This is a genomic window from Luteimicrobium sp. DT211, from assembly GCF_049844995.1.
Taxonomy (GTDB): domain Bacteria; phylum Actinomycetota; class Actinomycetes; order Actinomycetales; family Cellulomonadaceae; genus Luteimicrobium.
This window is the reverse complement of sequence record NZ_JBNCMC010000001.1, coordinates 824,771-847,108: the sequence shown is the minus strand read 5'-3', so window position 1 is coordinate 847,108 and position 22,338 is coordinate 824,771. Positions and strand designations below refer to the sequence as shown.

21 protein-coding genes and 1 tRNA gene are annotated in these 22,338 nt (G+C 73.8%); 8 read left to right on the top strand and 14 right to left on the bottom strand.

All coding sequences use genetic code 11. The features are described 5' to 3' along the window. Positions 1–7: 7 nt before the first annotated feature. Complete coding sequence (locus tag ACLQ14_RS03850; RefSeq protein WP_425810044.1) at positions 8–415, top strand: heat shock protein transcriptional repressor HspR; 408 nt, start codon at positions 8–10, stop codon at positions 413–415. Positions 416–573: 158 nt separating this feature from the next. After that, on the top strand, positions 574–882 hold the full coding sequence (locus ACLQ14_RS03845) for a DUF1540 domain-containing protein (protein WP_425810042.1): 309 nt from the start codon (positions 574–576) through the stop codon (positions 880–882). A 5-nt stretch (positions 883–887) separates the two neighbouring features. On the opposite strand, the gene ACLQ14_RS03840 is transcribed toward ACLQ14_RS03845, so the two are convergent. Continuing rightward, positions 888–1,709: a hypothetical protein gene (locus ACLQ14_RS03840; protein WP_425810040.1), complete on the bottom strand. Its 822-nt coding sequence runs from the start codon at positions 1,707–1,709 to the stop codon at positions 888–890. A gap of 179 nt (positions 1,710–1,888) precedes the next feature. Here ACLQ14_RS03840 and ACLQ14_RS03835 point away from each other — a divergent pair, with 179 nt between their 5' ends. Next, complete coding sequence (locus tag ACLQ14_RS03835; RefSeq protein WP_425810038.1) at positions 1,889–6,271, top strand: sigma-70 family RNA polymerase sigma factor; 4,383 nt, start codon at positions 1,889–1,891, stop codon at positions 6,269–6,271. A 38-nt stretch (positions 6,272–6,309) separates the two neighbouring features. Here the strand turns inward: ACLQ14_RS03835 and ACLQ14_RS03830 are convergent, their stop codons facing one another. Both ACLQ14_RS03830 and upp read right to left on the bottom strand, forming a co-directional pair. Further along, positions 6,310–6,954 (bottom strand): winged helix-turn-helix domain-containing protein, encoded by a 645-nt coding sequence (locus ACLQ14_RS03830; RefSeq protein ID WP_425810036.1) that lies wholly within the window; start codon positions 6,952–6,954, stop codon positions 6,310–6,312. 266 nt (positions 6,955–7,220) lie between these two features. After that, entirely contained in the window at positions 7,221–7,856 is a 636-nt protein-coding gene (gene upp, locus ACLQ14_RS03825) for a uracil phosphoribosyltransferase (RefSeq protein WP_425810034.1), read from the bottom strand. Between the two features lie 99 nt (positions 7,857–7,955). On the opposite strand from upp, the gene ACLQ14_RS03820 reads away from it, so the two are divergent. The 3 genes from ACLQ14_RS03820 to ACLQ14_RS03810 all read left to right on the top strand — a co-directional run bounded on the left by ACLQ14_RS03820 (position 7,956) and on the right by ACLQ14_RS03810 (position 10,716). Next, positions 7,956–8,387, top strand: a complete 432-nt coding sequence (locus tag ACLQ14_RS03820; RefSeq protein WP_425810196.1) for a nucleoside deaminase — start codon at positions 7,956–7,958, stop codon at positions 8,385–8,387. A gap of 87 nt (positions 8,388–8,474) precedes the next feature. Beyond that, entirely contained in the window at positions 8,475–9,776 is a 1,302-nt protein-coding gene (locus tag ACLQ14_RS03815) for an LCP family protein (RefSeq protein ID WP_425810032.1), read from the top strand. Between the two features lie 184 nt (positions 9,777–9,960). Beyond that, complete coding sequence (locus tag ACLQ14_RS03810) at positions 9,961–10,716, top strand: alpha/beta hydrolase (RefSeq protein ID WP_425810030.1); 756 nt, start codon at positions 9,961–9,963, stop codon at positions 10,714–10,716. A gap of 47 nt (positions 10,717–10,763) precedes the next feature. Here the strand turns inward: ACLQ14_RS03810 and ACLQ14_RS03805 are convergent, their stop codons facing one another. Continuing rightward, a complete protein-coding gene (locus ACLQ14_RS03805) occupies positions 10,764–11,603 on the bottom strand; it encodes an alpha/beta fold hydrolase (RefSeq protein ID WP_425810028.1) in 840 nt (279 codons plus the stop codon). Continuing rightward, positions 11,600–12,445, bottom strand: coding sequence for an NAD-dependent protein deacetylase (locus ACLQ14_RS03800; protein WP_425810026.1), 846 nt, complete (start codon positions 12,443–12,445; stop codon positions 11,600–11,602). Before ACLQ14_RS03800 ends, ACLQ14_RS03805 begins: the two co-directional genes overlap by 4 nt. A gap of 76 nt (positions 12,446–12,521) precedes the next feature. Between ACLQ14_RS03800 and ACLQ14_RS03795 the strand changes: the two genes are divergently transcribed. Then, positions 12,522–12,608 (top strand) — tRNA-Ser (locus tag ACLQ14_RS03795). Between the two features lie 75 nt (positions 12,609–12,683). On the opposite strand, the gene ACLQ14_RS03790 is transcribed toward ACLQ14_RS03795, so the two are convergent. From ACLQ14_RS03790 to ACLQ14_RS03760, 7 genes are all read right to left on the bottom strand, one after another. Beyond that, a complete protein-coding gene (locus ACLQ14_RS03790) occupies positions 12,684–13,190 on the bottom strand; it encodes a hypothetical protein (protein WP_425810024.1) in 507 nt (168 codons plus the stop codon). Positions 13,191–13,211: 21 nt separating this feature from the next. Continuing rightward, positions 13,212–13,772 carry an ATP-binding protein gene (locus ACLQ14_RS03785; RefSeq protein ID WP_425810022.1) on the bottom strand — a complete coding sequence of 187 codons (561 nt, stop codon included), beginning with the start codon at positions 13,770–13,772 and terminating at the stop codon, positions 13,212–13,214. A 36-nt stretch (positions 13,773–13,808) separates the two neighbouring features. Beyond that, a complete protein-coding gene (locus ACLQ14_RS03780) occupies positions 13,809–14,768 on the bottom strand; it encodes an NADP-dependent oxidoreductase (protein WP_425810020.1) in 960 nt (319 codons plus the stop codon). An 86-nt stretch (positions 14,769–14,854) separates the two neighbouring features. Continuing rightward, positions 14,855–15,232 carry a winged helix-turn-helix transcriptional regulator gene (locus ACLQ14_RS03775; RefSeq protein WP_425810018.1) on the bottom strand — a complete coding sequence of 126 codons (378 nt, stop codon included), beginning with the start codon at positions 15,230–15,232 and terminating at the stop codon, positions 14,855–14,857. A 119-nt stretch (positions 15,233–15,351) separates the two neighbouring features. Beyond that, a complete protein-coding gene (locus tag ACLQ14_RS03770) occupies positions 15,352–16,491 on the bottom strand; it encodes a chitinase (RefSeq protein ID WP_425810016.1) in 1,140 nt (379 codons plus the stop codon). 259 nt (positions 16,492–16,750) lie between these two features. Next, the gene (locus ACLQ14_RS03765) at positions 16,751–18,358 is read right to left on the bottom strand and encodes an AMP-binding protein (protein WP_425810014.1); all 1,608 of its coding nucleotides are present in this window, start codon (positions 18,356–18,358) and stop codon (positions 16,751–16,753) included. Positions 18,359–18,428: 70 nt separating this feature from the next. Then, positions 18,429–19,913 (bottom strand): glycosyltransferase 87 family protein, encoded by a 1,485-nt coding sequence (locus ACLQ14_RS03760; RefSeq protein ID WP_425810012.1) that lies wholly within the window; start codon positions 19,911–19,913, stop codon positions 18,429–18,431. A 44-nt stretch (positions 19,914–19,957) separates the two neighbouring features. On the opposite strand from ACLQ14_RS03760, the gene ACLQ14_RS03755 reads away from it, so the two are divergent. Continuing rightward, a complete protein-coding gene (locus ACLQ14_RS03755) occupies positions 19,958–20,893 on the top strand; it encodes an LLM class F420-dependent oxidoreductase (RefSeq protein WP_425810010.1) in 936 nt (311 codons plus the stop codon). A gap of 72 nt (positions 20,894–20,965) precedes the next feature. On the opposite strand, the gene ACLQ14_RS03750 is transcribed toward ACLQ14_RS03755, so the two are convergent. Both ACLQ14_RS03750 and ACLQ14_RS03745 read right to left on the bottom strand, forming a co-directional pair. Further along, the gene (locus tag ACLQ14_RS03750) at positions 20,966–21,640 is read right to left on the bottom strand and encodes a GNAT family N-acetyltransferase (protein WP_425810008.1); all 675 of its coding nucleotides are present in this window, start codon (positions 21,638–21,640) and stop codon (positions 20,966–20,968) included. 5 nt (positions 21,641–21,645) lie between these two features. After that, complete coding sequence (locus ACLQ14_RS03745) at positions 21,646–22,287, bottom strand: LytR C-terminal domain-containing protein (RefSeq protein WP_425810006.1); 642 nt, start codon at positions 22,285–22,287, stop codon at positions 21,646–21,648. Positions 22,288–22,338 lie beyond the last annotated feature (51 nt).

Below are 22,338 nucleotides of genomic sequence, written 5' to 3'. Positions count from 1 at the left end.
GTGCGGCGTGAACGACGACGAGCCACGGTTCGTGATCTCGGAGGCGGCCGCGCTCGCGGGCATGCACCCGCAGACGCTGCGTCAGTACGACCGGCTGGGCCTGGTGTCGCCGCGGCGCGCTCGCGGCCGCGGCCGGCGGTACTCGCCGCGCGACGTCGCGAAGCTGCGGGAGGTCTACCGTCTGTCGCACGAGGAGGGCATCAACCTCGCGGGGATCAAGAAGATCCTCACGCTGGAGGAGCGGGTCGAGCGGCTCGAGGGCATGCTCGAGGCCCTCGCCCTGCGTGCCGACCCCGGGCGCCGCGTGTTCGCCGCGGCGTCGTCGGGCGACGTGGTGATCGTGCCGCGCGGCCGTCGCGCGAGCGTGCCGGAGGGCGAGGAGCGCGCGGCCCTGGTCCGGTGGTCGCCGTTCTGAGCCGCCGCGAGCGCCGCCGCGGATTACGCAAGAAGAATGTGATCTAAAGGCTTTTCCAAAGAGCACCACAAAAGCGGGTCCTCGTGGTGGCGGAATGTATTTCCGCGGAATAGTGTCGAGAGCGGAAGCCGCCCACGACCACACCCCGGGAGAACGACATGGCCACGATGGAGATGCCTCGGGTCACCGAGTGCACGGTGCTCGGCTGTTCGTACAACGACCACACCGCGTGCCACGCCGCCGCGGTCACGATCGGGGGGCGCGAGACCGGCGAGGCCGAGTGCGCGACCTTCATCCCGCTCGACGTCAAGGGCGGCCTGCCGAAGGTCATGACCTTCGTCGGCGCCTGCCAGCGCACCGACTGCACGCACAACGACCACCTCGAGTGTGCCGCTGCGTCCGTCCGCGTCGGCCCCGGCGCTGCGAGCGCGGACCACGCCGACTGCCTGACGTTCGACCCGGCCTGAGTCAGTCAGCGCCGGTCTTCACCCTCGACCTCGACGCCGGCCGAGCCGGCGAAGGCGACCGCACCCGCGGCGCCGAGGAGGGCGGGGACGTCGTCGACCGACGGCGGCAGCCCCTCGATCCAGACGCGCGGTGGCCGGCGCACGACGGCGGAGACGCTGCGCTCCTCGGCTGCGCGCTCCACGGCTTCCCGCAGCTCCGCCACGCGTGGCCCGAGGGTCTCGTCGCGTGACACGAGGGCGACGTACACGCCGGGCGCCGCGACGGCCATCGGGTGGCCGTCGCCGAACGCCTCCGCCATGACCCCGCCCATCACGGCAGCCCTGGCGAGGCGTTGGAAAGCCGTGAGCTGGTCGACCGCGACGTCGACGACGACCAGCGCGTGCGTGGTCGCCGGGTCCTTCTCCTGGCGGCCCGCCTCGCCGTAGGTCTCGCGCAGCCTCAGCATCAGGTAGTCCAGGGTGGGCAGCCCCGACCACGGGTCGACCAGGCCGACGGGCGCGGGTGCGGTCTCGTTCCCGACGACCCAGCCCACGCTCACCGCCCGCAGCACCTGCGGGTCGGGCGGCGTCCCGGTCACGGCGTACAGGCACGCGACGTCGTCGAGCGCCTCGCCGATGCCCACGCCCAGCGCGGCGCGGGACCGGCCCAGTCTTTCCGCGGCGCCGGTGACGTCGCGCTGCTCGGCGATCCCCTCGGCGAGCGCGTCCACCGCGGGGTGGTACCAGTCGCCGTCGTGCAGCCAGACAGCGGCGAGGCTCTCGTCCCGCCAGCGGTCGCGGAGACGCTGCGCAGGCGCCTCGAGCGGCGGCAGTCGTCCGTGGGTCATGCAGATGAGAGCGGGCAGGGCACCCCGCATGACGCGACGCGAGCGGGTGAAACGACGTTCCGTGCCCGACGCCGGCACTGAAACCCGCGATCGCCAGGTTTCGCCCGCTCAAAGCATGGTTCGCGCGAGCGCGCAAGCCTACGATGTGGGGGCGTCCGAAGACTGGAGCAACACTCCGCATGACGGCCCTCGATCCCGGGACTCCGAGCACGGCCAGCGACGCCGAGCTCATCGCGGCAGTACGTGCCGGGGACAAGCACGCCTACGGCGAGCTCTACGAACGGCACGGCGCCGCGGCCGCGACGGTCGCGCGGCAGTACGTGAGTCGTCCCGCGGACGCCGACGACGTCGTCTCGGACTCCTTCGCGAAGGTGCTGTCCGTGCTGCAGTCGGGCGGGGGGCCCGACGTCGCGTTCCGCGCGTACCTGTTCACGGTCGTGCGGCACACGGCCTACGGGATGACCGAGGGCAGCCGGCGCCAGCGTCCCACGGACGACTGGACGATGTACGAGTCGGCGTTCGGGCTCGCGGCGTCCACCGAGGAGCCGGCGCTCGAGAGCTTCGAACGGTCCGTCGTCTCCCGCGCCTACCGCGGTCTGCCCGAACGCTGGCAGGCCGTCCTCTGGTACACGGAGGTCGAGAGCCTCACCCCCGCGCAGATCGCGCCGCTGCTCGGGCTGACCGCCAACGGCGTGTCCGCGCTCGCGTACCGGGCGCGGGAGGGGCTGCGGCAGGCGTACCTCCAGCAGCACCTCAGCGGCACGGCAGACGAGGGCTGCCACGTTGTCAACGGGCTGCTCGGGTCCTACGTGCGCGGCGGGCTCGCGAAGCGCGAGACCGCGCAGGTCGAGTCGCACCTTGCCGGTTGCGGCGAGTGCCGCGCGCTGGCGCTCGAGCTCGGCGACGTCGCGCACGGCATGCGCGGCGTGATCGCTCCGCTCGTGCTGGGCACCGGCGGGCTGGCGCTCGTCGGGCACGCGCTGCCCCTCGGCGGCGGTGCGGGCGTGGCCGGCGGGGCCACCGTCGCGGGCGGTGCCGGGTCGGCGGCGACCGGAGGAGGCGCGGCCGCGGGAGGTGGCGCGGCCACCGGGGGCGGCGCCACGGCCGGCGCCGGCTCGGCGGGGTCGGGTGCCATGGCCGCGAGCGGCGCCGGGACGGCGGGTGCCGGCGGGGCCTCCGGCGCCGCCGGGGGAGTCGCGTCCGGTGTCGGCGCCGCAGCGTCGGGCGCCGGGGCGACCGGCGGGGCGGCGGTCGTCGGCGGGGCAGGCACCGCGAGCGCCGGTGCGACCGGGATCGCGGCGTTCTTCGCGGCGGCGCCCATCACGGCCACCGTCGTGACGGTCGGCCTGACGGCAGCGGTCGGCGTCGGCGTCGCCGCGGGGCTCGGCGTGTTCTCCGGCGGTACGCCGCCGGAGGCGGCCGCGCCGCTGGTGACCGCGGCGCTCACGGAGCCATCGCTCCCGACGCCCGGCGCAGAGCCCAGCTCGCCCGTCGTCGAGCCGACGACCCCAGACCTGACGTCCCCGACGACGGTCGCCCCGGTCTTTCCCGAGGTGACTCCCACCACGCAGCCGACGACGGACCCGGTCGTCCCGCCCGTCGTCCCGGTCGCGGATCCGCTGCCCACGACGGCGCCGACCGCCGACCCGACGACCGCCCCGGTCGACCCGCCTGCGACGACCGCTCCGGTCGACCCGCCCCCGCCGCCCACGCCGGCCAGCCTCGCCGTCGGCCTCGACGGCGCCCCGACCTTCACGGTCGGCTCCGCGACGCAGGTGTCGCTGACGGCCTCGAACACGGGCGGCACGGCCGCCCAGGACGTCGACCTCACGCTCCAGCTCCCGCAGTCGGTCGACGCCGACAGCGCGTCGCTCCTGCCCGGCGGCACCGGGGGCTCGGGCGGCGGCCTCACGAGCGCGGCGCTCCGCCTGGACGTCCCCGACGGCACGTGCGTCGTGACGCCGTCGGGCGCCGACGGTGGCCCGACCGTCGTCTGCCACGTGGCCTCGCTCGCCGCGGGTGCGCAGGTCGGCGTGAGCGTCAACCTCACGCCGCGGTCGCGCAGCTTCGGCGGCATCGGGTGGCAGATCTCCGCCGAGGGGTACACGGCGCCGTGGACGGGCAGCGTGGCACCCCAGGACTCGACGGTCCACAGCGCGAACCTCGTGCCGTCGTCGTCGTCCGACCTCACGGTCGCGAACCCGGGCGAGGGTGACGTGCGCTTCACGCTCGCCAACACGGGCGACGCGGGCGCCCCGTCCAGTGCGACGGTCGCGCTCACCGTGCCGGACGGCGTCCGCGTCACGAGCCTCACCGGCGGCGGGTCCTGGACGCCGGTCGACGGGTTCGGTGGGACGGTCTGGAGGGTCCCCGCCGGGTTCGCCCTGCCGAGCGGCGACTCGACGGCGCTCACCGCGCACGTGGTGGCCGACGGCACGGGCGGCGCGTCCGGCACGGCGCCCGACGGCGCCGGGCGGGCGACGCTCACCGTCCGCGGCGCCGTGGCGGACAACGGCACGCCCACGGCATCCACCGGCCTGACCGTCGAGAAGCCGTGGCAGGGAGCCGACGTCGGCACGCCGAGCCTGCAGTGCACCGGGCCGGAGAGCGTGGGCGCGGCGACGGTGGCCGTGCCGGTCGTGAACGGCTCGTCCGCCGCTCTCACCGCGGTCGTGACGCGCGACGCGGTCTCCGGCGACGCGGGCGTCTCCGGGTCGTCGGGCTCCGTCGGGGTGCCGGTCGTCTACGCGGGCGGCGGCGCGCAGGGCCTCACGGTGACGTTCCAGCGCACGGTCGACGGCGTGCTCCGGGTCTCCGCGCCCGTCACCACGAGTTATCGCGCGGATCCGTGCGCCCCCGACCTGTCGGCCGCCACCGCCCGCTCGGCGACGCTCGCGAACCCCGACACGACCAGCACGAGCGCGTCGGTGTCGAACGGCGGTTCGGTCGCCGCCACGGGCGTCACGGCCACGGTCGCGGCCCCCGACGGCGTGTTCGTCCGCGTCGGCGACGGCTGGACCCAGACGGGCGACAGCACGTGGACGCTCGGGGGCTCGGTCGCCGCGGGCGACAAGGCGAGTCTGCCGCTCACCCTCACCACGCGCGACGGCGCCCGGTCGGGTCCGGTGCAGGTGACCTTCGCCGTCGGGAACCCGGGGGACGCGGACGCGACGCACCGGACGGCGTCCTGGTCGCAGGACCTCGTCGTCGAGGACCCGTGGACCGGCGCGAGCGCGACCGCCGCCGGAGCGGTGCAGTGCACGGGCTGGGAGAAGCCGGGCCAGGGCACGCTGACGATCGCCGTCGCCAACGGTTCGGTCGCGGCACTCACGGCGGGCGCGCCCGGTGCGAAGGACGTGACCGTCGGGTCCGACGGCGCCCAGCTCGTCGTGCCGGTGACGTACCAGCGTCACCACGGCTGGCACGGACGCCAGGCGTCGGTGGACGTGACCCTCACCCGTGATGGGCAGACCACGACCCGCACGGTCACGTACGTCCAGAACCGCTGCCCCGGCAAGCCCGTGCTCGACGCGCACGACGGCGCCGACGCGAGCGTGCCCAACCCGGGCAGCGTCACGGTCACCGTCTCGGTCACGAACGACGGCACCGCCACCGCGTACCGCCTCGGCGCGGACCTCGACCTGCCGGCCGGGTACACGGTGGACGGCGTCGGCGGCGACTTCCACGGCCGGTACGGCTCGATCGTCGCCGACCGCTCGCTCGCGCCCGGCCAGACCGCGACGCTGCGGCTCGACCTCGGCGTCGACCGCGACGCTGCGGCCGGGACCGACCGGGTGGCCGTGACCTTCGGCGGTCACGGCGTCGCGGACGCGACAGCCGCCGTCCAGGTCGCCACGGAGGTGCGCTGGCCGGTCGGGGCGGCCGCGGCCGCGCAGTGCGACGGCACCGTGACCCTGACCCTGACGAACGGTTCGGCCTGGGACGTGACGGCCGTCGTCGACGGGAAGTCGGTGCAGGTGCCCGGCAACGGGTCGGTCGACGTGACCGTCCGCGCCGACCGCCACCACGGCCACGTCCGGGCCGGTTCCGTGCACGTCACGATCTCGCGCGGCGACTTCACGACGTCCCGCGACGCCTCCTACGACGCGCCCGACTGCACCCACCCCGCGGCGTCCGTCGCCTCCGTCGGCGCGTGCACGTTCGACCGCGGCAGCCAGCAGTCGTCCGCGCCGGTCGCGATCCTCCTCGACAACACGGCGTCGTCCGTCGACGTCTGGTTCCGGGTGTCCGGCGGGCGGGGCGTCCTCGTCGAGGCCGGCGACTCCAGCACCGTCCAGCGCACGGTCGGCGAGCAGGCCGCCGCCTTCACCGTGAACGCCGCGGGCGAGACGTTCACCCTGCCCGTCGACGGCGTCCGGTGCGTCCCCGACTGGCAGCGGGGGTTCTACGACGAGGGTGACCGCGTGACCTACGACGGGGACGTTTGGCGCCTCGACCACGGCGTGCTCGGGCACCACCGGCTCTCGCTGCTCGCGCCGCCGGCCGCCAACGACTGGGCGCAGTCGGTCGGCCTCCCGCAGCCCTGGTCGCGCGAGGGCTGACCGCCGACGGCGAACGGAACGTCACCGCGGGCGACGCGTCAGCCTTCGAGCACGACCTCGGCGGCGGTCGCGAACCGGTACCCGACGCCGCGGACCGTCGTGATCACGTGCCCGACGTCGAGCTTCTCGCGGACCCGCCGGACGTGGACGTCGATGGTCCGCGTGCCCTCGCGGACGGCGTCGCGGCCCCAGACGGTGTCGAGCAGCTCGTCGCGGGTCACGGGGCGCTCGGGGGAGCGGGCGAGGTGCACCAGGAGCTCGAACTCCTTGTAGGTGAGGTGCACGGGCCGGTCGTCGACGGTGACGGTGCGGGCTCGCGCGTCGATGACGAGCCGGGGCACGGCCTGGATGTGGGCGAGCCGCTCGCGGAACGCCGAGACGTCGTCGTGCCGGACGGCGGGGACAGGCTCGCGCGGGACGCCCCGGGTGCGGGGGTTGGCCGGCGCACCCGGCCGTGAGGGGGCCGCCGGCCGCGGGGGCGCGTCGGTGAGCCGCAGCGCGGTGTACGTCTCGGCGTCGGGCAGCCACTCGCGGGCGAACTCGCTCAGGGTCTCGGCGAGCTCGACGAGCTCACCGCTGCGGTGCGCGGTGCGGGGGTCGACGCCGACGTAGAGCACGAAGCCGGGCGGGCTCGTGCGGGGGGTGCGCTGGGTGGTGGGACGGGACTCGGAGACGAGCGTCATGGCTGAACCTCGGGGTGCGGCCGGACCGGGGGTCCGGGGCTGGCGTCTGGGTGCGTCGTGGGACGCGTGGTGCGCGGGGCTCGCGGGGAGGCGAGGGAGGTCAGGCGCAACAACAGACGCGGGGACACCGAGGCATGCCGACGGCGGCGCTCAGGGGCGCTGCGGCGTTCGGCTGCTCGTTCATACGGGCAGAGTCGCACGTCTCACGGTGCGAGCCAAGCAGTGCGGCACGATGTCTCGCGATGTGAGACATCGTGACGACCGGGTCAGACGACGCCGTAGAGGCGGTCGCCCGCGTCGCCGAGCCCGGGCACGATGTAGCCCCGCTCGTCGAGGCGCTCGTCGACTGCCGCCACGACGACCGTCACCTCGGCGCGGTGGCCCACGGCCGCCTCGACGGCGGCCAGCCCCTCGGGGGCGGCGAGCAGGCACACGGCGGTCACGTCGCGGGCGCCGAGGTCGAGCAGGTACTCGATCGCGGCGACGAGCGTGCCGCCGGTCGCGAGCATGGGGTCGACGAGGAAGCACTGGCGGCCGGTGAGGTCGTCGGGCAGCCGGTTCGCGTACGTCGTGGCCTGGAGGGTCTCCTCGTTCCGCACCATCCCGAGGAACCCGACCTCGGCCTTGGGGACCATGCGGGTCATGCCGTCGAGCATCCCGAGCCCGGCGCGCAGGATCGGCACGATCAGCGGCGGCGGCTCGGCGATGTAGACGCCCTGCGTGACCGCGACCGGCGTGTGGATCTCGCGCGCCTCCACGTGCACCTCGCGGGTGGCCTCGTAGGCCAGGAGGGTCACCAGCTCGTCGACCAGGTGGCGGAACGTGGGGGAGGGGGTGCTCGCGTCCCGCAGCACGGCGAGCTTGTGGGCCACGAGCGGGTGGTCGGCGACGATGGTGCGCATGGCCTAACGGTACCGGCGGGCGGGCCGCGCGGGCGCAGGGTTGCCGCGGTCTGGGAGGCTGGGTGCGTGTACGGCGACCCGCGACGATTCGACGACGTGATGGGCCTCGCCCTGGTCGAGGCGCAGGCCGCCCCGGCGACCGGGGACGTGCCCGTGGGCGCCGTCGTGCTGGACGCGGACGGCGCCGTCGTCGGGGCTGGACGTAACGCGCGCGAGGCGACGGGCGACCCGACCGCGCACGCCGAGGTCGTCGCGCTGCGAGCGGCGGCGGCCACCCTGGGCCGATGGCGCCTCGACGACTGCACGCTCGTCGTGACCCTCGAGCCGTGCGCGATGTGCGCGGGCGCGGTCGTGCTGGCGCGGGTGCCGCGCGTCGTGCTCGGGGCGTGGGACCCGAAGGCCGGGGCGACCGGCTCGGTGTGGGACCTCGTGCGCGACCCGCGCGCCGTGCACCGGGTCGAGGTGGTCGGCGGCGTGCGGGAGGCCGAGTGCGGGCACCTGCTCCGGGCGTTCTTCGAGAACCAGCGCTGACCTGCGGGGACGCCTTCCCCGATTCCGCACAGTTCCGTCACGCGCCCCGCCGGGAGAACCTCGCGAACCGGGCCTAGGCTCGCAGCTGTGACGACCGCCACACCCGCTCCCGACGACGACGCCCCGCGGCCCCCCGCGCACGCCCGGGCCCGCCGCGGGCACCGGCTGGTCAAGGTGGTCTCGCTCGTCGTCGTCGGGGCCGTCGCCGCCGTCGGGACCGGTGCGTACGCGCTGGCGCGGCACTACCAGGGCAACGTCGAGGGCGTGAACGTCGAGGAGGTGCTCGGCAAGCCCACGCACACCCCGGACGACCCGAACGACCCCGACGCGGGCGACGACCTCAACATCCTCGTGCTCGGCTCGGACTCGCGCGGGGGCGCCAACGCGAAGGAGGTCGGCGACGGCGAGGTGGGGCAGCGCTCGGACACGACGATGATCCTGCACATCTCGGCCGACAGGAAGCGCGTCGAGGTCGTCTCGATCCCGCGCGACTCGATGGTCCACATCCCCGCCTGCAAGGTCGACACGAAGGGCACCACGACCCGGGAGTACGCGATCGGGATGTTCAACGCCGCGTTCGCGTACGGGGCGGACGCGACGGGCTCGGTCGCGGGCGGCGCGCTGTGCACCTGGCAGACGGTCGAGAAGGACACCGGGCTGAACCTCGACGGGTTCGTCGTCGTGGACTTCGCCGGGTTCGCGGGCATGATCGACGCGCTCGACGGCGTCCCCATGTGCATCACCCGGCACATCGACTCGCCCGAGGCGAACCACCTCGTCCTCGACCCCGGCTGGCAGACGCTCAAGGGCAAGAAGGCCCTCGGCTACGCGCGGGCCCGCAAGGGCGAGGGCCTCGACGGCAGCGACACGAGCCGCATCCTGCGCCAGCAGGAGATGGTGAGCGCGATGTTCACGAAGCTCGTCGACCAGAACGTCCTCACGTCGGCGCCGAAGCTCCTGAGCTTCCTCGACGCCGCGACGAAGTCCCTCACCACGAGCAGCAACCTGTCGAGCCTCAAGAACCTCGTGGGCCTCGGGTGGAGCCTGCGACACGTCTCCCTCGACGACGTCGTCTTCCTCACGATTCCCTACGAGACCTATGCGCCGAAGCCGGCCCAAGTCCAGTGGGCGCCGTCGGCCGCCGGCGTCTGGAAGAAGCTCAAGGAGGACAAGCCGCTGGTGTCGTCGGAGAAGAGCGGGGGCTCGTCGGGGTCGGGCACGGGCACGAAGACGCCCACCACGAAGACGCCCAGCACGAAGGGCTCGGGCACGAAGACGCCGACCGCACCCGCGACCCCGAAGAACCGGGCTACCGACGGCATCGACGCGTCGGAGGTCCCGAGCACCAAGGCCGCGTGCGAGGCGGCGATCAAGGCGGCGTCGAGCTGACGCGGACAAATCCCTGGGACGGCTGCGACGGAGCGCGTAACGTTCCCCGAGCCGTGACCCGACCGAGGAGGTGGTGCCCGATGTTCGCAGCAACGATGGGTGCTCCGCTCGCGGTCGCGGCGGGTCGCGCGACGTAGGGGTCGCCAGGAGCACCGACGCACGTGCTCCCGAGAGGAACAGACCCATGAACACACCTCACACTCTTCGCTTCACCAGCACGACGACCGTCGACGGCGTCGTGCAACGCGAGTTCACCGTCGGTGAGCTCACCGGGGCGCTCTGGTCGGCGGCCGACGCCGCCGGACCCGCGCCCCTCGTCCTGCTCGGCCACGGGGGCGGCAACCACCGCACCGCGCCCGCCATGGTCGGGCGGGCCCGCAGGCTCGTCGTCGACGGCGGCCTGGTCGCCGCCTCGCTCGACGCGCCCGGCCACGGCGGACGCCCCCGGACCGACCACGACGAGCGCGAGATCGACGCCATGCAGAGGGCCATGGAGACCGGGGAACCGGTCGGGCCGATCGTCGTGCGCTACAACGGGCACCTCGCCGAGCAGGCCGTGCCGGAGTGGCGCGCCGTCCTCGACGAGCTCCTGCGGCTGCCGGACGTCGGCGGGCCCGTCGGCTACTACGGCATCAACATGGGCACCGCGATCGGCGTGCCCCTGCTGGCCGTGGAACCACGGATCCGCGCGGCCGTGCTCGGGCAGTTCTGGCCCGAGACGCTCGTGCCGCTCGCGCGGCGCATCACCGTCCCGATCGAGTTCGACCTCCAGTGGGACGACGAGCACATCGACCGGGCGGCCGGGCTGGAGCTGTTCGACGCGTTCGCGTCGACGGAGAAGACGCTCCACGCCAACGCCGGGCGGCACAAGCAGCTGCCCCGGTTCGAGGCCGACAGCGCGGTGCGGTTCTTCGTCCGCCATCTGAGGCCCGCGGCCTGAGGCGGTGCCCGCGGGCGGCCCTGCCGATGGGCCGCCCGTGGGCCGGGTCACCGGTGCTGCAGGAGCCAGTCGATCGCGAGGGGCACTGCGGCGAGCGCGGACACGTGCCCGTCGCGCGGACGATGCCAGAGCTCGCCCCGCGCGAGGTGCTGCAGCAGGGCGGTGCCGTGCGTCGGCGGCACCACCCGGTCCCGTCCGCCCTGCACGACGAGCGCCGGCTGGGCGACGGTCCCCAGGTCCACGCCCCACGGGGAGACGTACGCGACGTCGTCGTCGACCTGGCCGTCGGGGCCGTCCGCCTCCGCGCGCTGCGCGTCCTGGCCCAGCGCGCCCCACGGGCCCTCGAGGGTGCCCCAGTCGTCGTCGACGAAGCTCGCCGGGTCGAACGTCTCCGTCAGCGCGTAGGCGGCGCGCGCCTGGCGGCCGTGCGACGCCGCATGCAGGCCCCCGGGTGCGGCCATGCCGTCCCACCACGGCGCGTCGTCCGTGAACGGCGCCAGGCAGGCGACGACGGCGACGGCGGGCACCCGGTCACCGAGCAGCGCGGCGCACGCGAGCGCGTGCGGGCCTCCGCCGGAGTAGCCGAGCGCCGTCGCGCGCCCGACGCCGACCGCGTCGAGCACCTGGACGACGTCCGTCGCGGCGGAGGCCACGTCCCGCCCGGGGGCCGGCGTCGAGCCCCCGTACCCCGGCCGTGCGTACGACAGGACGCGGACGCCGCGCACCGCCGCCGCCTCGACAACCGGCGCCAGCAGGGCGCCCGTCGACGGCGAACCGTGGTGCCAGACCAGCACCGGTCCCTCCACGTCGCCGACGACGCCCGTGTCGTGGACCACCAGGACGCGCCCGTCGAGGGTCCGGACCTCGAGGGCGCGGCCGCCCGTCACGTGAGCGCGTCCGCGATGGCGGTCAGCGTCTCGCTGGTGCCGGTGTCGAGCTTGACGGTCGCGAGGTCGTCACCGCGCGTCGGGCCACGGTTGATGATGACGACGGGCTGCCCGTTCTTCGCTGCCCGGCGGACGAACCGCAGACCGCTCATGACGGTGAGCGACGACCCTGCCACGAGGAGCGCGTCGGCGTCGTCGACCAGAGCGAAGGCCCGGTCGACGCGCTCGCGGGGGACGTTCTCGCCGAAGTACACGATCTCGGGCTTGAGGATCCCGCCGCAGAACTCGCAGGGCGCCGGCCTGAAGTGCGCCGTCCTCTCGATGACAGCGTCCGCGTCGGGGGCGATCTCGATGTCGGCGACGTCGCCCGCGACCGACTCCACGAACCCCGGGTTGAGCGCGTCGAGCCGCTGGGCGAGGTGCTCGCGCGAGATGACGCGACCACACTGCAGGCAGATCACGCGGTCGTAGCGCCCGTGCAGGTCGATGACGTTCCGGGACCCGGCGTCCTCGTGGAGGAGGTCGACGTTCTGGGTGATGATCCCCGTCACCACGCCCGCCTCCTCGAGCCGGACGAGCGCGCGGTGGCCCGCGTTCGGCGTCGTGCGGTTCACGTGCTGCCAGCCCACGTGGTTCCGGGCCCAGTAGTGCCGACGGAAGCCCTCGTCGCCCACGAACTGCTGGTACGTCATCGGGTTGCGGGGCGGGGAGTCCGGGCCGCGGTAGTCGGGGATGCCCGAGTCCGTCGAGATTCCCGCGCCCGTCAGGACCGCCAGCCGGCGGCCGCGCAGCACCGCCAGGGCGTCCTGGGCGGCCGCGCGGGCCGCGGGAAGGGTCTCCACGGAGTCGAGCCTACGGGCCGATTCGGAATCAGGCGGGGGGAGCGGGTACGCTTCTGCGGCCGGGTACAACCGGCGAGGTAGCGTGTCCGAGCGGCCTAAGGAGCACGCCTCGAAAGCGTGTGTGGGTGAAAGTCCACCGTGAGTTCGAATCTCACCGCTACCGCTCACGACGAAGGGCCCCGACCGGGTAGGTCGGGGCCCTTCGTGGTATCCGGCTCCAACCTCACTCGAGGACGACCTACTCGGGTGGCGCCCAGTCCGTCGGGCCACGCGGGCGGTTCGGGTCTGCCGTGGTGGGTCCCGGTGGCCGAGGCTGTGACCCCGCCGGGGCGATCCAGGGTTGAGGCGGTACGTCGGAGGGGGGTGCTGCGGGCGGTGGCTGGATCGTGTGCCGGGCGACGAGGAAGATGACGACGCCGAGGCTGATGAAGATCAGGGCGGCGACGAGCCACGGCCAGGGGCTGGGATCCTCGGAGCAGGAGCCGCCGGCGTGGCACGGCAGGCCTCCCGGACCGCGACGGTCCAGCCACGCCACGAAGAACAGCGGCAGCGACAGGCCGCTGATGGCCCCGGCAGACGAGGGCCCGAAGCCGCGGACGACGACCAGCGCGAGGAGTCCACCGCCGACGAGCAGCGCCCCTGCCACGCCGGGGATGACCACCGTGAGCAGGCCGAGAAGTACAGCGCCCGCGCCCACGGCGTAGATGACGAACCAGAGCACGCTGCGGTCGTTCTTGCCGGTCACGTGGTCACCTGTCAGCTCGGCTCAGCGACGTCCTGGGCGGTCAAGGGTCATCGTCCTCGGCCAGCGGTGCCTGCGCCACGCGTCCCACGTCGCGAATCCGGCCGGCGGTGCATCGATGGCCTCGCTGCCGTCGGGCTCCCCCGCCGTCGGGACGCTGATGATCGCCGCCCACTCGGCGAGCTCCTCGTCCGACAAGGGCCACGTCGTGTGGGGCTCTTCGGCTTGCCGCCGGTCGAGTCGTCTCCGCTGTTCGGTCGGCGAGAGCTCGAAGTAGCGCATCTCCACCGCCGCCCCGCGGTCGGCGGCTGCCTGCCGCAGCGCGGACCGCTCGTCCCGGCCCCAGAGGCCGAAGTCGATGACGACGTTGACGCCGAGCTCGAGAGCACGCAGCCCGATCTCGATGAGTCGCCCCTCGATCACGTCCGAGGCCGACGGCGGGTTCGCGAGCCCGTAGAGGGCCCTGACCCACTCGTCCTTCGTGAGGCGAAGCGCTTGGTGCTCGACCTCGATGCGTCGCGCTTCCGTGGTCTTGCCCGTGCCCGGTAGCCCGACGGTCAGGAACAGGGTCGGTCGTGTCACCATCACTTCCCCTCCTTGTCGCTTCCGGCAGGCCACAGATCATAGGGGCGCGGCGTCCATGGACGACGCGACCGCCTCGGGAACGAGCACGTACCGCGCGCCGTCGGCCTTCTCGGCCTGCGCGTAGGCGGCCACGGCGTCGTCCAGGCCGATGGTCGTCACCTGCGGCAGGCGAAGCGCGCCGGTCGAGGCAAGATGCGAGACGAGCGCGAGCTGCTGCCAGTCCGCCCGGACCGCCAGCGACGACGAGGCGACGCCACGGAGCGGGGCAGGACTTTCCGTCACGACGAGGCTGACGTGGCGTCCGCCGGAACGGACCGCGTCGAGGCTCGCCGCACCCAGGGCGGCGGCGTCGATCGCCGCGTCGACACCGCCGGGAACGACGTCCCGGACGTGCTCGGCCAGGCCGGCAGCGTCGACGAACGTCGCGCCCGTCGCCTCCACCAGCGGGCGATGCCCGGTGCGGCCGGCCCCGAGGACGTTCGCCCCGCGCAGGAGCGCGAGCTGGAGCGCCGTGGACCCGACCCGTCCGGCCGCCCCTGTGACGAGCAGAGTGCTGCCGGCTCCCACGTGCGCCAGGTCGAGGGCCTGCCACGCCGTCAGTCCGGCGAGCGGCAGCGCGCCGAAGCTGATGAGGTCAGCATGCTCGTCTACCGCGGCGACTGCGGTCTCGTCGAGGAGTACTTGGTCGGCGTGCGTCTTGCTGGGAGCGGACAGCCGGTCCGACAGACCGATCACACGCTGGCCTTCGCGCAGCCGCCGGACGCCTGCGCCCACGGCGGTGACGGTGCCGGCGACGTCCCAGCCGAGCCGCACGGGGGCGGCGTCGTGCAGGCCCGCCTCGTGGAGCGCGCCTCGGCGCGTCACGAGGTCCACGGGGTTGATCGCGGCGGAGGCGACGGCGACCCGTACCTGCCCCGGCCCGACCGGCGGGACGGGGACTTCGGCGATCCGGGCCACCGATGGTGGTCCGAACTGTTCGACCACGACTGCTCGCACGCTGTCTCCTCGTCTCGGCTTCGCGTGACGACAGCGTTGCTCTCGTCCACGGAGCCGCACAAGAAGGCACCTCCAGGTGCGCGCCGCTACGAGGGACGGGCCTCGGCGAGGAGCTCCCGTGCACGCAGGACCTCGGGAAGGTGGTCCTCCGCCCAGAGCTTGACCGCCGCCAGGACTGGGAGGAGGGTGCGGCCCAGATCGGTCAGCGCGTAGACGGAGCGAGACGGCCGGTCCGTCGAGCGTCGGGCGAGCACGATGCCGTCCGTCTCGAGCGCGCGGAGGGTCTGCGTCAGCATCTTCGGGCTCACCCCTTCGATCCGACGGAGGAGCTCGCGGTAGCCGGACGGCGCGTCCGCCAGCGCCACCAGGACGAGACTGACCCACTTGCTGCTGATGCGGTCCAGTACCTCGCGGGTGGGGCACTCGGCGGAGAACGCGTCGACGTACGCGCGTGGTCTCGGCATCCCCAGAGTCTGGCACGGGGCGTCGTCGGGAGTACCGCCACAACGCCTGGGTGCTGACGACGGCGAGGCCCGCGCCGAGCGACTGCTCGGCGCGGACCGTCGAGGCGGCCGGTTCTCGCTCAGTGCCGGTGCGGCGAGCCGTTCGACGTGAACGGCTTGAACGCCTGGGTGAAGGCCCAGGTGTCCTGCTCGATCCCGGAGCAGTTGTTCTGCGCCACGGTGGCGTCGGGGCACGACCCGTTGTCGCGCTGGAGCGCCCAGAAGCCGAGGAATGCCAGGTGCTGCTTGGCGGCCCACCGCTCGAAGGTGACGGCCTGGGCCGGGGTGAAGACCTCGGTCGCGACGCCGTCGGCGGTGCGGTAGTCGTCGGTGCCGTTCATCTGGATGACGCCGACGTGCCGCCACAGCTCGGCCTGCGAGGCGTGGGGGAGAATCGTCGCCTTGAGCTGGCCGGTCAGGGCGCTCGCGGCGCTCTCCGCGTCGGCGACCATGTCGTGCTGGACGCCGTCCCAGTAGTCGAACGTCATGATGTTGACGTTGTGGATGACGGCCCCGTGCGCGGCCGCCGACTGCAGGACGGCGAGGCCGGATGCCGCGAGGCCGTTCGGCGTCGACGGCAGGGTGTAGGAGATCTCGACGGTGCGGTGGTTCTTCTTCGCCCACTTCTGGACCTCGGCGATGGCCGCGTTGCGGCGGTCGACGCCCGGCGCGTTGTTGATCGAGTCGGACTCGATGTCGAAGTCGAGGCGCTGGACGCCGTACGTGGTGACGACCTGCTCGTAGGCCTTCGCGAGCTGGGAGACGTCCTTGCAGGAGTCGGCGATCTCGGTCAGGTTCGCGGGATCGCCGGACCACGTGATGATGTCGGTGTCGGCGTTGTAGCCGCCGAACGACGGGACGACGTCGCCGCCGGCCTTGCGGATCTTCGCGATCTCCTCGCCGAGCGCGCCGCTGGCGACGGACTTGGCCGGGTCGCCCGCCCAGGCCAGGTCGCAGGACCCGGGCTTGTCGGCCTGGAGGAACGCGAGGGTGACGTACTTCGAGCCGGAGTCCGCGGACGTCTGGGCGATCGAGTCGACGGCGGTGACGTCGAGGTAGGGCGCGAAGACGCTGGTCGGCAGCGGCTTGACGTGGCCGCCTGCGTGGTGGCCGTGGTGGCCGTGGGGGCTCCCGGCGAGGGCCGACGCCGCGAAGGGGCCGGCGACGAGCACGGCAGCGAGCAGGGCGCTCGCTCCGGTGCGAAGGACGGAATGCTTCATTGCTTCTCCTTCGGGCCCGTCGTCGTCGACGGACCGGGTGCCGGCACCGGCGCCGACGAGCGGCCCGGCACCTTGTGTTAGCGCGCCTAACGAACGCAAGCCTGACGCTAGACCCGCGGCGGCGCCGTCACAAGACCTGGGCGTGCCGAGGTAGCGCGATTCGCTCGAGGCAGCGCGGAATCCGCGCTGTCTCAGGCGAAACGCGCTACCTCGCGGCGGGACCGGGGCACCGGTCGGGGGCGGGCGGCACGGTCGGGAGTCAGAGGCGGCCGGCCTCGCGGGCGCGGAGGTCCTTGCGGAGGATCTTCCCCGACGACGACTTCGGGATCGCGTCGACGAACTCGACCTTGCGCACCTTCTTGTGCGGCGCGACGCGCGCGGCCACGTAGTCCTTCACGCCCTGCTCGTCGAGCTCGTGCCCCTGCTGCACGACGACGTACGCCTTGGGCACCTCCTCGCCGTCCTCGTCGCGTACCCCGATGACGGCGACGTCGGCGACGTCGGGGCTCGCGAGCAGCAGAGCCTCGAGCTCGGCAGGCGCCACCTGGTACCCGTGGTACTTGATGAGCTCCTTGAGCCGCTCGACGATCCGCACGACACCGTCGGACGTCACGGTCGCGATGTCGCCGGTGTGCAGGAACCCGTCGGGCTCGAGCGTGTCGGCCGTCGCCTGCGGGTTGTTCAGGTACCCGGCCATGACCTGAGGCCCGCGGACGAGGAGCTCGCCGGGGGCCGACTCGCCGTCGTCGGGCGTGGCCGGCTGCGGGATCTCCTCGCCGGTGGCGGGGTCCAGGAGCTTGCACTCGGTGTTCGGCAGCGAGTACCCGACCGAGTCGAGTGGCAGGTCGACCGACGGCGGGATCGCGTGCGAGACCGGGCTCAGCTCGGTCATCCCGTAGCCCTGCTTCATGCGGCACCCGAGGCGGGCCTCGACCGCGTGCCCGAGCGCCGCGTCGAGCGGGGCGGCGCCCGAGAAGACGGTGTGCACGCTCGACAGGTCGTGCCCTTCGACGAGCGGGTGCTTGGCGAGCGCGACGGCGATGGGCGGCGCGATGAACAGGTACGTGCACCGGTGCTGCTCGACGAGCGCCAGGAACTGGGCGAGGTCGAACCGCGGCATCGTCACGAGAGCCGCCCGCTGCGACAGTGCGAGGTTCAGCAGGACCGTCATGCCGTAGATGTGGAAGAACGGCAGCACGGCGAGGGCGACGTCGTCGGGCACCATCTCGAGCGTCGGCGCGGTCTGCGCGACGTTCGCGACCAGGTTGCTGTGGGTCAGCATGACGCCCTTGGCAAGGCCCGTCGTGCCCGACGAGTACGGCAGGACCGCGAGGTGTGTGGCGGGGTCGAACCACACGTCCGGCGCGGGCAGCGCAGCGGCTAGCCAGTCCCGCAGGCTCGGGTGCCCGTCCGCGGCCTCGCCCGGCCCGTCGAGCACGACGACGTCGCCCGGCTCGAGCCCGACCTTCCCGGCCGCGACGGCCGCGCCCTGGGCGAGCGCGCCGACGGTGACCAGGAGCCGCGCCCCGGAGTCCCGGAGCTGGGCGGCGATCTCGTCGGGCGTGTAGAGCGAGTTGATCGTCGTCACGGTCACGCCCGCGCGCAGCGCGCCGTGGAAGACGACCGCGAACGCCGGCGTGTTGGGGCACAGCAGCCCGATCACGTCGCCCGGGCGCAGGCCCCGCGCGGCGAGGGCACCGGCGACGGCGTTCGCCTGGTCGCGCAGGTCGCGGTAGGTCCAGCGGGCGCCGCTGGGTCCGTCGATCAGCGCCGTGCGCTCGAGGTCGTCGTCCGTCAGGCGGGCGAACAGGAAGTCGTAGACGCCGACGTTCGGCACGTCGACGTCGGGGTGGGGGCCACGGAACACGGTGCATCTCCTTCGATCCACGCACGGCTCGCAGCGTCCTTGCCGCGACCGCTGGCCCCATTGGACCAGATCAGGAGGCGTCGCGGGAACTCTCCCGGTACCCGGCGTCCCTGGAACTCAGCGACCCGGACGGCCGGGTCATCCCGCGTCGGGCATGCCGCCCGAGCAGGACGAGCGAACCCACCGCGAGGGCCAGCACCAGGACGTTGCGCACCGCCGCGAGCACGGTGTCGAACGGCCGGGCGCCGAGGAAGTCGTTGTAGTGGTCCGGGAACAGCCGGTGCGTGAGCAGGGCGACGACGAGGAGCGCGACGGCGAAGATCTCCCACGCGCGCGCGCCGGCCTGGTGCGGCTCGGTGCCGCGTCGCCGCCCGGGCCACCACGCGGGCGAACGGAGCGCGGTGAGCGCCACCGCTACCGGCGGCGCGAACCACGCCACGTACTGGGGCGACCCGACCTTGTCGAACGCGAACAGCACGAGCGTGAGCGCGAGGGTCGCCAGCAGGACGAGCTCGAGCTGCGGCGTGCGGCGCTCGACGTCGTCCGGCAGGTCGCGCCGCAGCCGGACCGCCGCGCGCCACGTCACGACCGTGGCGAGCACGACCGCGACGAGCAGCAGCACGTCGAGCGCCTGCGCGAACCACGCGGTCCCGGGCCCGGTGATCTCGAGGACGTTGAGGGGCGCGTTATAGAAGACCCGGTACTCGCCGCTCCACAGGCGCGCGAGGGAGAACGGGGTCGCGGCGCCCGACTCGACCTGGAGCCCCCGCGAGTCCTGCGTGCCCCAGAACCCCAGCACGCGCGACCCGGCGCCGCCGAGCACCGCGAGCCCCACGACGACCGCCGTGACCGCGACGGCGGGTAGCACCACGCGCCGCCACGGCCGCTTCGCCGTCAGCGCGAGCGGGATCAGGACCGCGCCCGGCGCGATCTTGACCCACGCGCCCGCCGTCGCGACGGCGCTCGCCACGCTCACTCGACCGTCGGGATTCTTGGCCGACCCGATGAGCTGTGCGAGCGCGATCACGGTCAGCGCGGCGGAGATGCCGTCGAGGCGCACGAGCGTGATCGGCCCCAGGAACAGCAGGAAGACCAGCCACCACCAGGCGCCGAGGGTCCGGCCGCGGCCCGCGTGCAGCAGCGAGCCGAGCGCGAGGCCGTCGAGCACGGCCACCAGGACCATGAAGAGATAGCGGTAGGCCTCGCCGTCCACCGACACGAGGGCCGGCAGGGTGACCGGCACGAGCGCGCCGATCGGGTACACCCACGAGATGTCGAGGACCGGCCACACGCCGTCCTGCACGCCGCCCGCGGCCCACTGCCGGTACAGCTCCGGGTCCCCGTACAGCGCCTGCGCGTGGTGCCCGGCCTCCCAGAACAGCACCGCGTGCACGACGACGAACGCCACCCACACGCCGGTGCGTCCCGTCGCCGTGTGCACCGCCGCGCTGAGGCGGCCGGGTGCCGCGAGAGGCTGTGCCGGCGCGGGCTCCGGCGTCGTCGGGACGGTCGTGCGGTCGGAGCCCGCGGACTCGGCAGGTGCGGGCTCGCTCATGGGCCAAACCCTAGCGGCCCGGCCCGTGCGGCAGAGTAGGACGCATGACGGATCACCCCTTCCAGCTCCGCGTCTTCACCGAGCCCCAGCAGGGCGCCACGTACGACGACGTCCTCGCCGTCGCGCAGGCGACCGAGCGCCTCGGCTTCGACGCGTTCTTCCGTTCCGACCACTACCTCGCGATGGGCACGGACGGGCTCCCCGGCCCGACCGACGCCTGGACGACGCTCGCCGGCCTCGCCCGCGACACCGAGCGCATCCGGCTCGGCACGCTCGTCTCGCCCGTCACCTTCCGGTACCCCGGCGTCCTCGCGATCCAGGTCGCGCAGGTCGACCAGATGTCCGGCGGGCGGGTCGAGCTGGGCCTCGGCGCCGGCTGGTTCGAGCGCGAGCACGCCGCGTACGGGATCCCGTACCCGAAGAACCGCATGGACCACCTGACCGAGCAGCTCGAGATCGTCACCGGGCTCTGGTCGACGCCGCTCGGGGGCTCCTACTCGTTCGACGGCGACCTCTACCAGGTCGTCGACTCGCCCGCCCTGCCCAAGCCCGTGCAGCCGCGGGTCCCGGTGATCGTCGGCGGCAGCGGGCCCAAGCGCACGCCGGCGCTCGCCGCCCGGTTCGCGGCGGAGTACAACGCGTCGTTCCCCGAGCTCGCCGACATCCCGACGCTGTTCGGGCGGGTCCGCGAGGCGTGCGAGGCGATCGAGCGCGACCCCGACGAGCTGCGCTACTCCACGGCCCTCGTGCTGTGCGTCGGCGCCGACGAGGCCGAGTTCCGCCGTCGGGCCGCCGCGATCGGCCGCGAGCCCGACGAGCTGCGCGAGCACGGCATCGCCGGGACCGTCGAGGAGGCCGTCGCGGTGATCGAGCGTGTGCGCGAGGCGGGCGCGAGCCGGCTCTACCTCCAGACGCTCGACCTGCAGGACCTCGACCACCTCGACCTCGTCGCGCGCGAGGTCGTCCCGCGCCTGTCCTGACTCCCGGCGAGCTGTCAGAACGTGAGGCCGGTGCAGCGGCGCCACGTTCTGGCAGCTCGCGGCGGAGGGCAGTCAGAGGCGCAGGCCGTAGACGTGCCCCTGTGCCTCCTCGACGCGACGGAAGCCGAGATGCTCGTAGAACCCCTGCGCGTTGACGTTGTCCGCGGCGACGCCCAGGTGCACGCCGGGGGCACCGGCAGCGCGCAGGGCGTCGAGGAGGGTGGCGATCAGGCGCCTGCCGTTCCCGCCGCCCTGGGCCTGCGGCAGCAGGTCGACGTGCAGGTGGGCGGGGTAGTCCCGCAGGAGCTCGGGCGCGGCGCGCGGCGGCTCGTGGATCAGCCCGACGACGCCCGCGTCGGGGCTCCCGGCGGGGAACCGGTCGAGCGGGTACCGCGCGCGCAGGTCCGGCCACCACGAGGCCTCGAGCTCGTCCTCGAACGCGGCGGTGTCCGCCACCCCCAGGACGTAGCCGACGACGCCGGCCACCGGCTCCCCGGGCGACCCCGCGCCGGGCCGCGCGCCTTGCGCGGAGGTGGGTGACGTCGTCGGGCCGGCATCGAGGACGAACGCGAGGTCGGGCGCGAACCGCAGGTAGGGGCCCGCGTAGACCTCGCCGAGGAGCCGGGGGTCGGCGAACGCGTCCGTCGCGTCGGCGCCCGACGCACCGGTGCGCAGGCAGACGTCGTAGATGCGGTCGACCTCGGCGGGGTCGTGGGCGCGGGCAGCGCGGAGGGCGAGGGGGCGCACCGGCCCTACTTCTTGGTGGGCTTGGACGTGGCCTTGGGTGCGGCCGGCAGGGGCTTGACCTTGGCCAGCGCGACGCAGCCCGGCGCCGACTTCATGGCCTTCTTGGCGTTGAGGTGGACGTCCTTCGTCCCGAGCAGCACGTGCGACTCCGTGCCGAGGACGACGTCGACGCTCGCGTCCTTGCGGCCGTCGTAGGCGAACTTCGCGTCCTTGAGCTGCGCCGCGACCGTGTACGCCCGGTAGAGGCCGCGCTTGCCGAAGACGACGCGCGGCGCCACGATCTTGGACGAGTCGTTCCCGACCTTCTTCACGACGAACCCGCGCTCCGTGAAGGCGTCCGCGGTGCTGCGGGCCAGGCCCGGCTGGCCCGACGCGTTGTACACGTTGAGCGTGACGTCGGAGTACGTGACGGGCTTGGTGCCCTTCGGCAGGCACGGCACGGCCGTCGTCATGACGTCGTCGCTGGCGGTCGGGGTCGCGATCGGTTTGCTGAACGGCGAGCTGATGGCGCCCGTCATGATCCCGGCGGCGCCGATGCCGACGAGGGCGAGTGCCGCCACGAGCACGCCGAAGACGACGGCCTGGCGCTCGTGCATGTGGCGGCGCCGCAGCTCGCGCGGGGTCGGTGAAGGGTGCTGGTTCGCCACGCGACGAGCGTACGAGGTGCTACCCGTTCCGGCCCAACGGGCACGCTGGAG

What these genes read in the sequence shown, in the direction of transcription:
- ACLQ14_RS03845 (WP_425810042.1), top strand. Translation starts at nt 574, where the DNA reads ATGGCCACGATGGAGATGCCTCGGGTCACCGAGTGCACGGTGCTCGGC.
- ACLQ14_RS03840 (WP_425810040.1), bottom strand. Translation starts at nt 1,709, where the DNA reads ATGACCCACGGACGACTGCCGCCGCTCGAGGCGCCTGCGCAGCGTCTC.
- ACLQ14_RS03835 (WP_425810038.1), top strand. Translation starts at nt 1,889, where the DNA reads ATGACGGCCCTCGATCCCGGGACTCCGAGCACGGCCAGCGACGCCGAG.
- ACLQ14_RS03830 (WP_425810036.1), bottom strand. Translation starts at nt 6,954, where the DNA reads ATGACGCTCGTCTCCGAGTCCCGTCCCACCACCCAGCGCACCCCCCGC.
- upp (WP_425810034.1), bottom strand. Translation starts at nt 7,856, where the DNA reads ATGCGCACCATCGTCGCCGACCACCCGCTCGTGGCCCACAAGCTCGCC.
- ACLQ14_RS03820 (WP_425810196.1), top strand. Translation starts at nt 7,956, where the DNA reads ATGGGCCTCGCCCTGGTCGAGGCGCAGGCCGCCCCGGCGACCGGGGAC.
- ACLQ14_RS03810 (WP_425810030.1), top strand. Translation starts at nt 9,961, where the DNA reads ATGAACACACCTCACACTCTTCGCTTCACCAGCACGACGACCGTCGAC.
- ACLQ14_RS03785 (WP_425810022.1), bottom strand. Translation starts at nt 13,772, where the DNA reads ATGGTGACACGACCGACCCTGTTCCTGACCGTCGGGCTACCGGGCACG.
- ACLQ14_RS03775 (WP_425810018.1), bottom strand. Translation starts at nt 15,232, where the DNA reads ATGCCGAGACCACGCGCGTACGTCGACGCGTTCTCCGCCGAGTGCCCC.
- ACLQ14_RS03770 (WP_425810016.1), bottom strand. Translation starts at nt 16,491, where the DNA reads ATGAAGCATTCCGTCCTTCGCACCGGAGCGAGCGCCCTGCTCGCTGCC.
- ACLQ14_RS03760 (WP_425810012.1), bottom strand. Translation starts at nt 19,913, where the DNA reads ATGAGCGAGCCCGCACCTGCCGAGTCCGCGGGCTCCGACCGCACGACC.
- ACLQ14_RS03755 (WP_425810010.1), top strand. Translation starts at nt 19,958, where the DNA reads ATGACGGATCACCCCTTCCAGCTCCGCGTCTTCACCGAGCCCCAGCAG.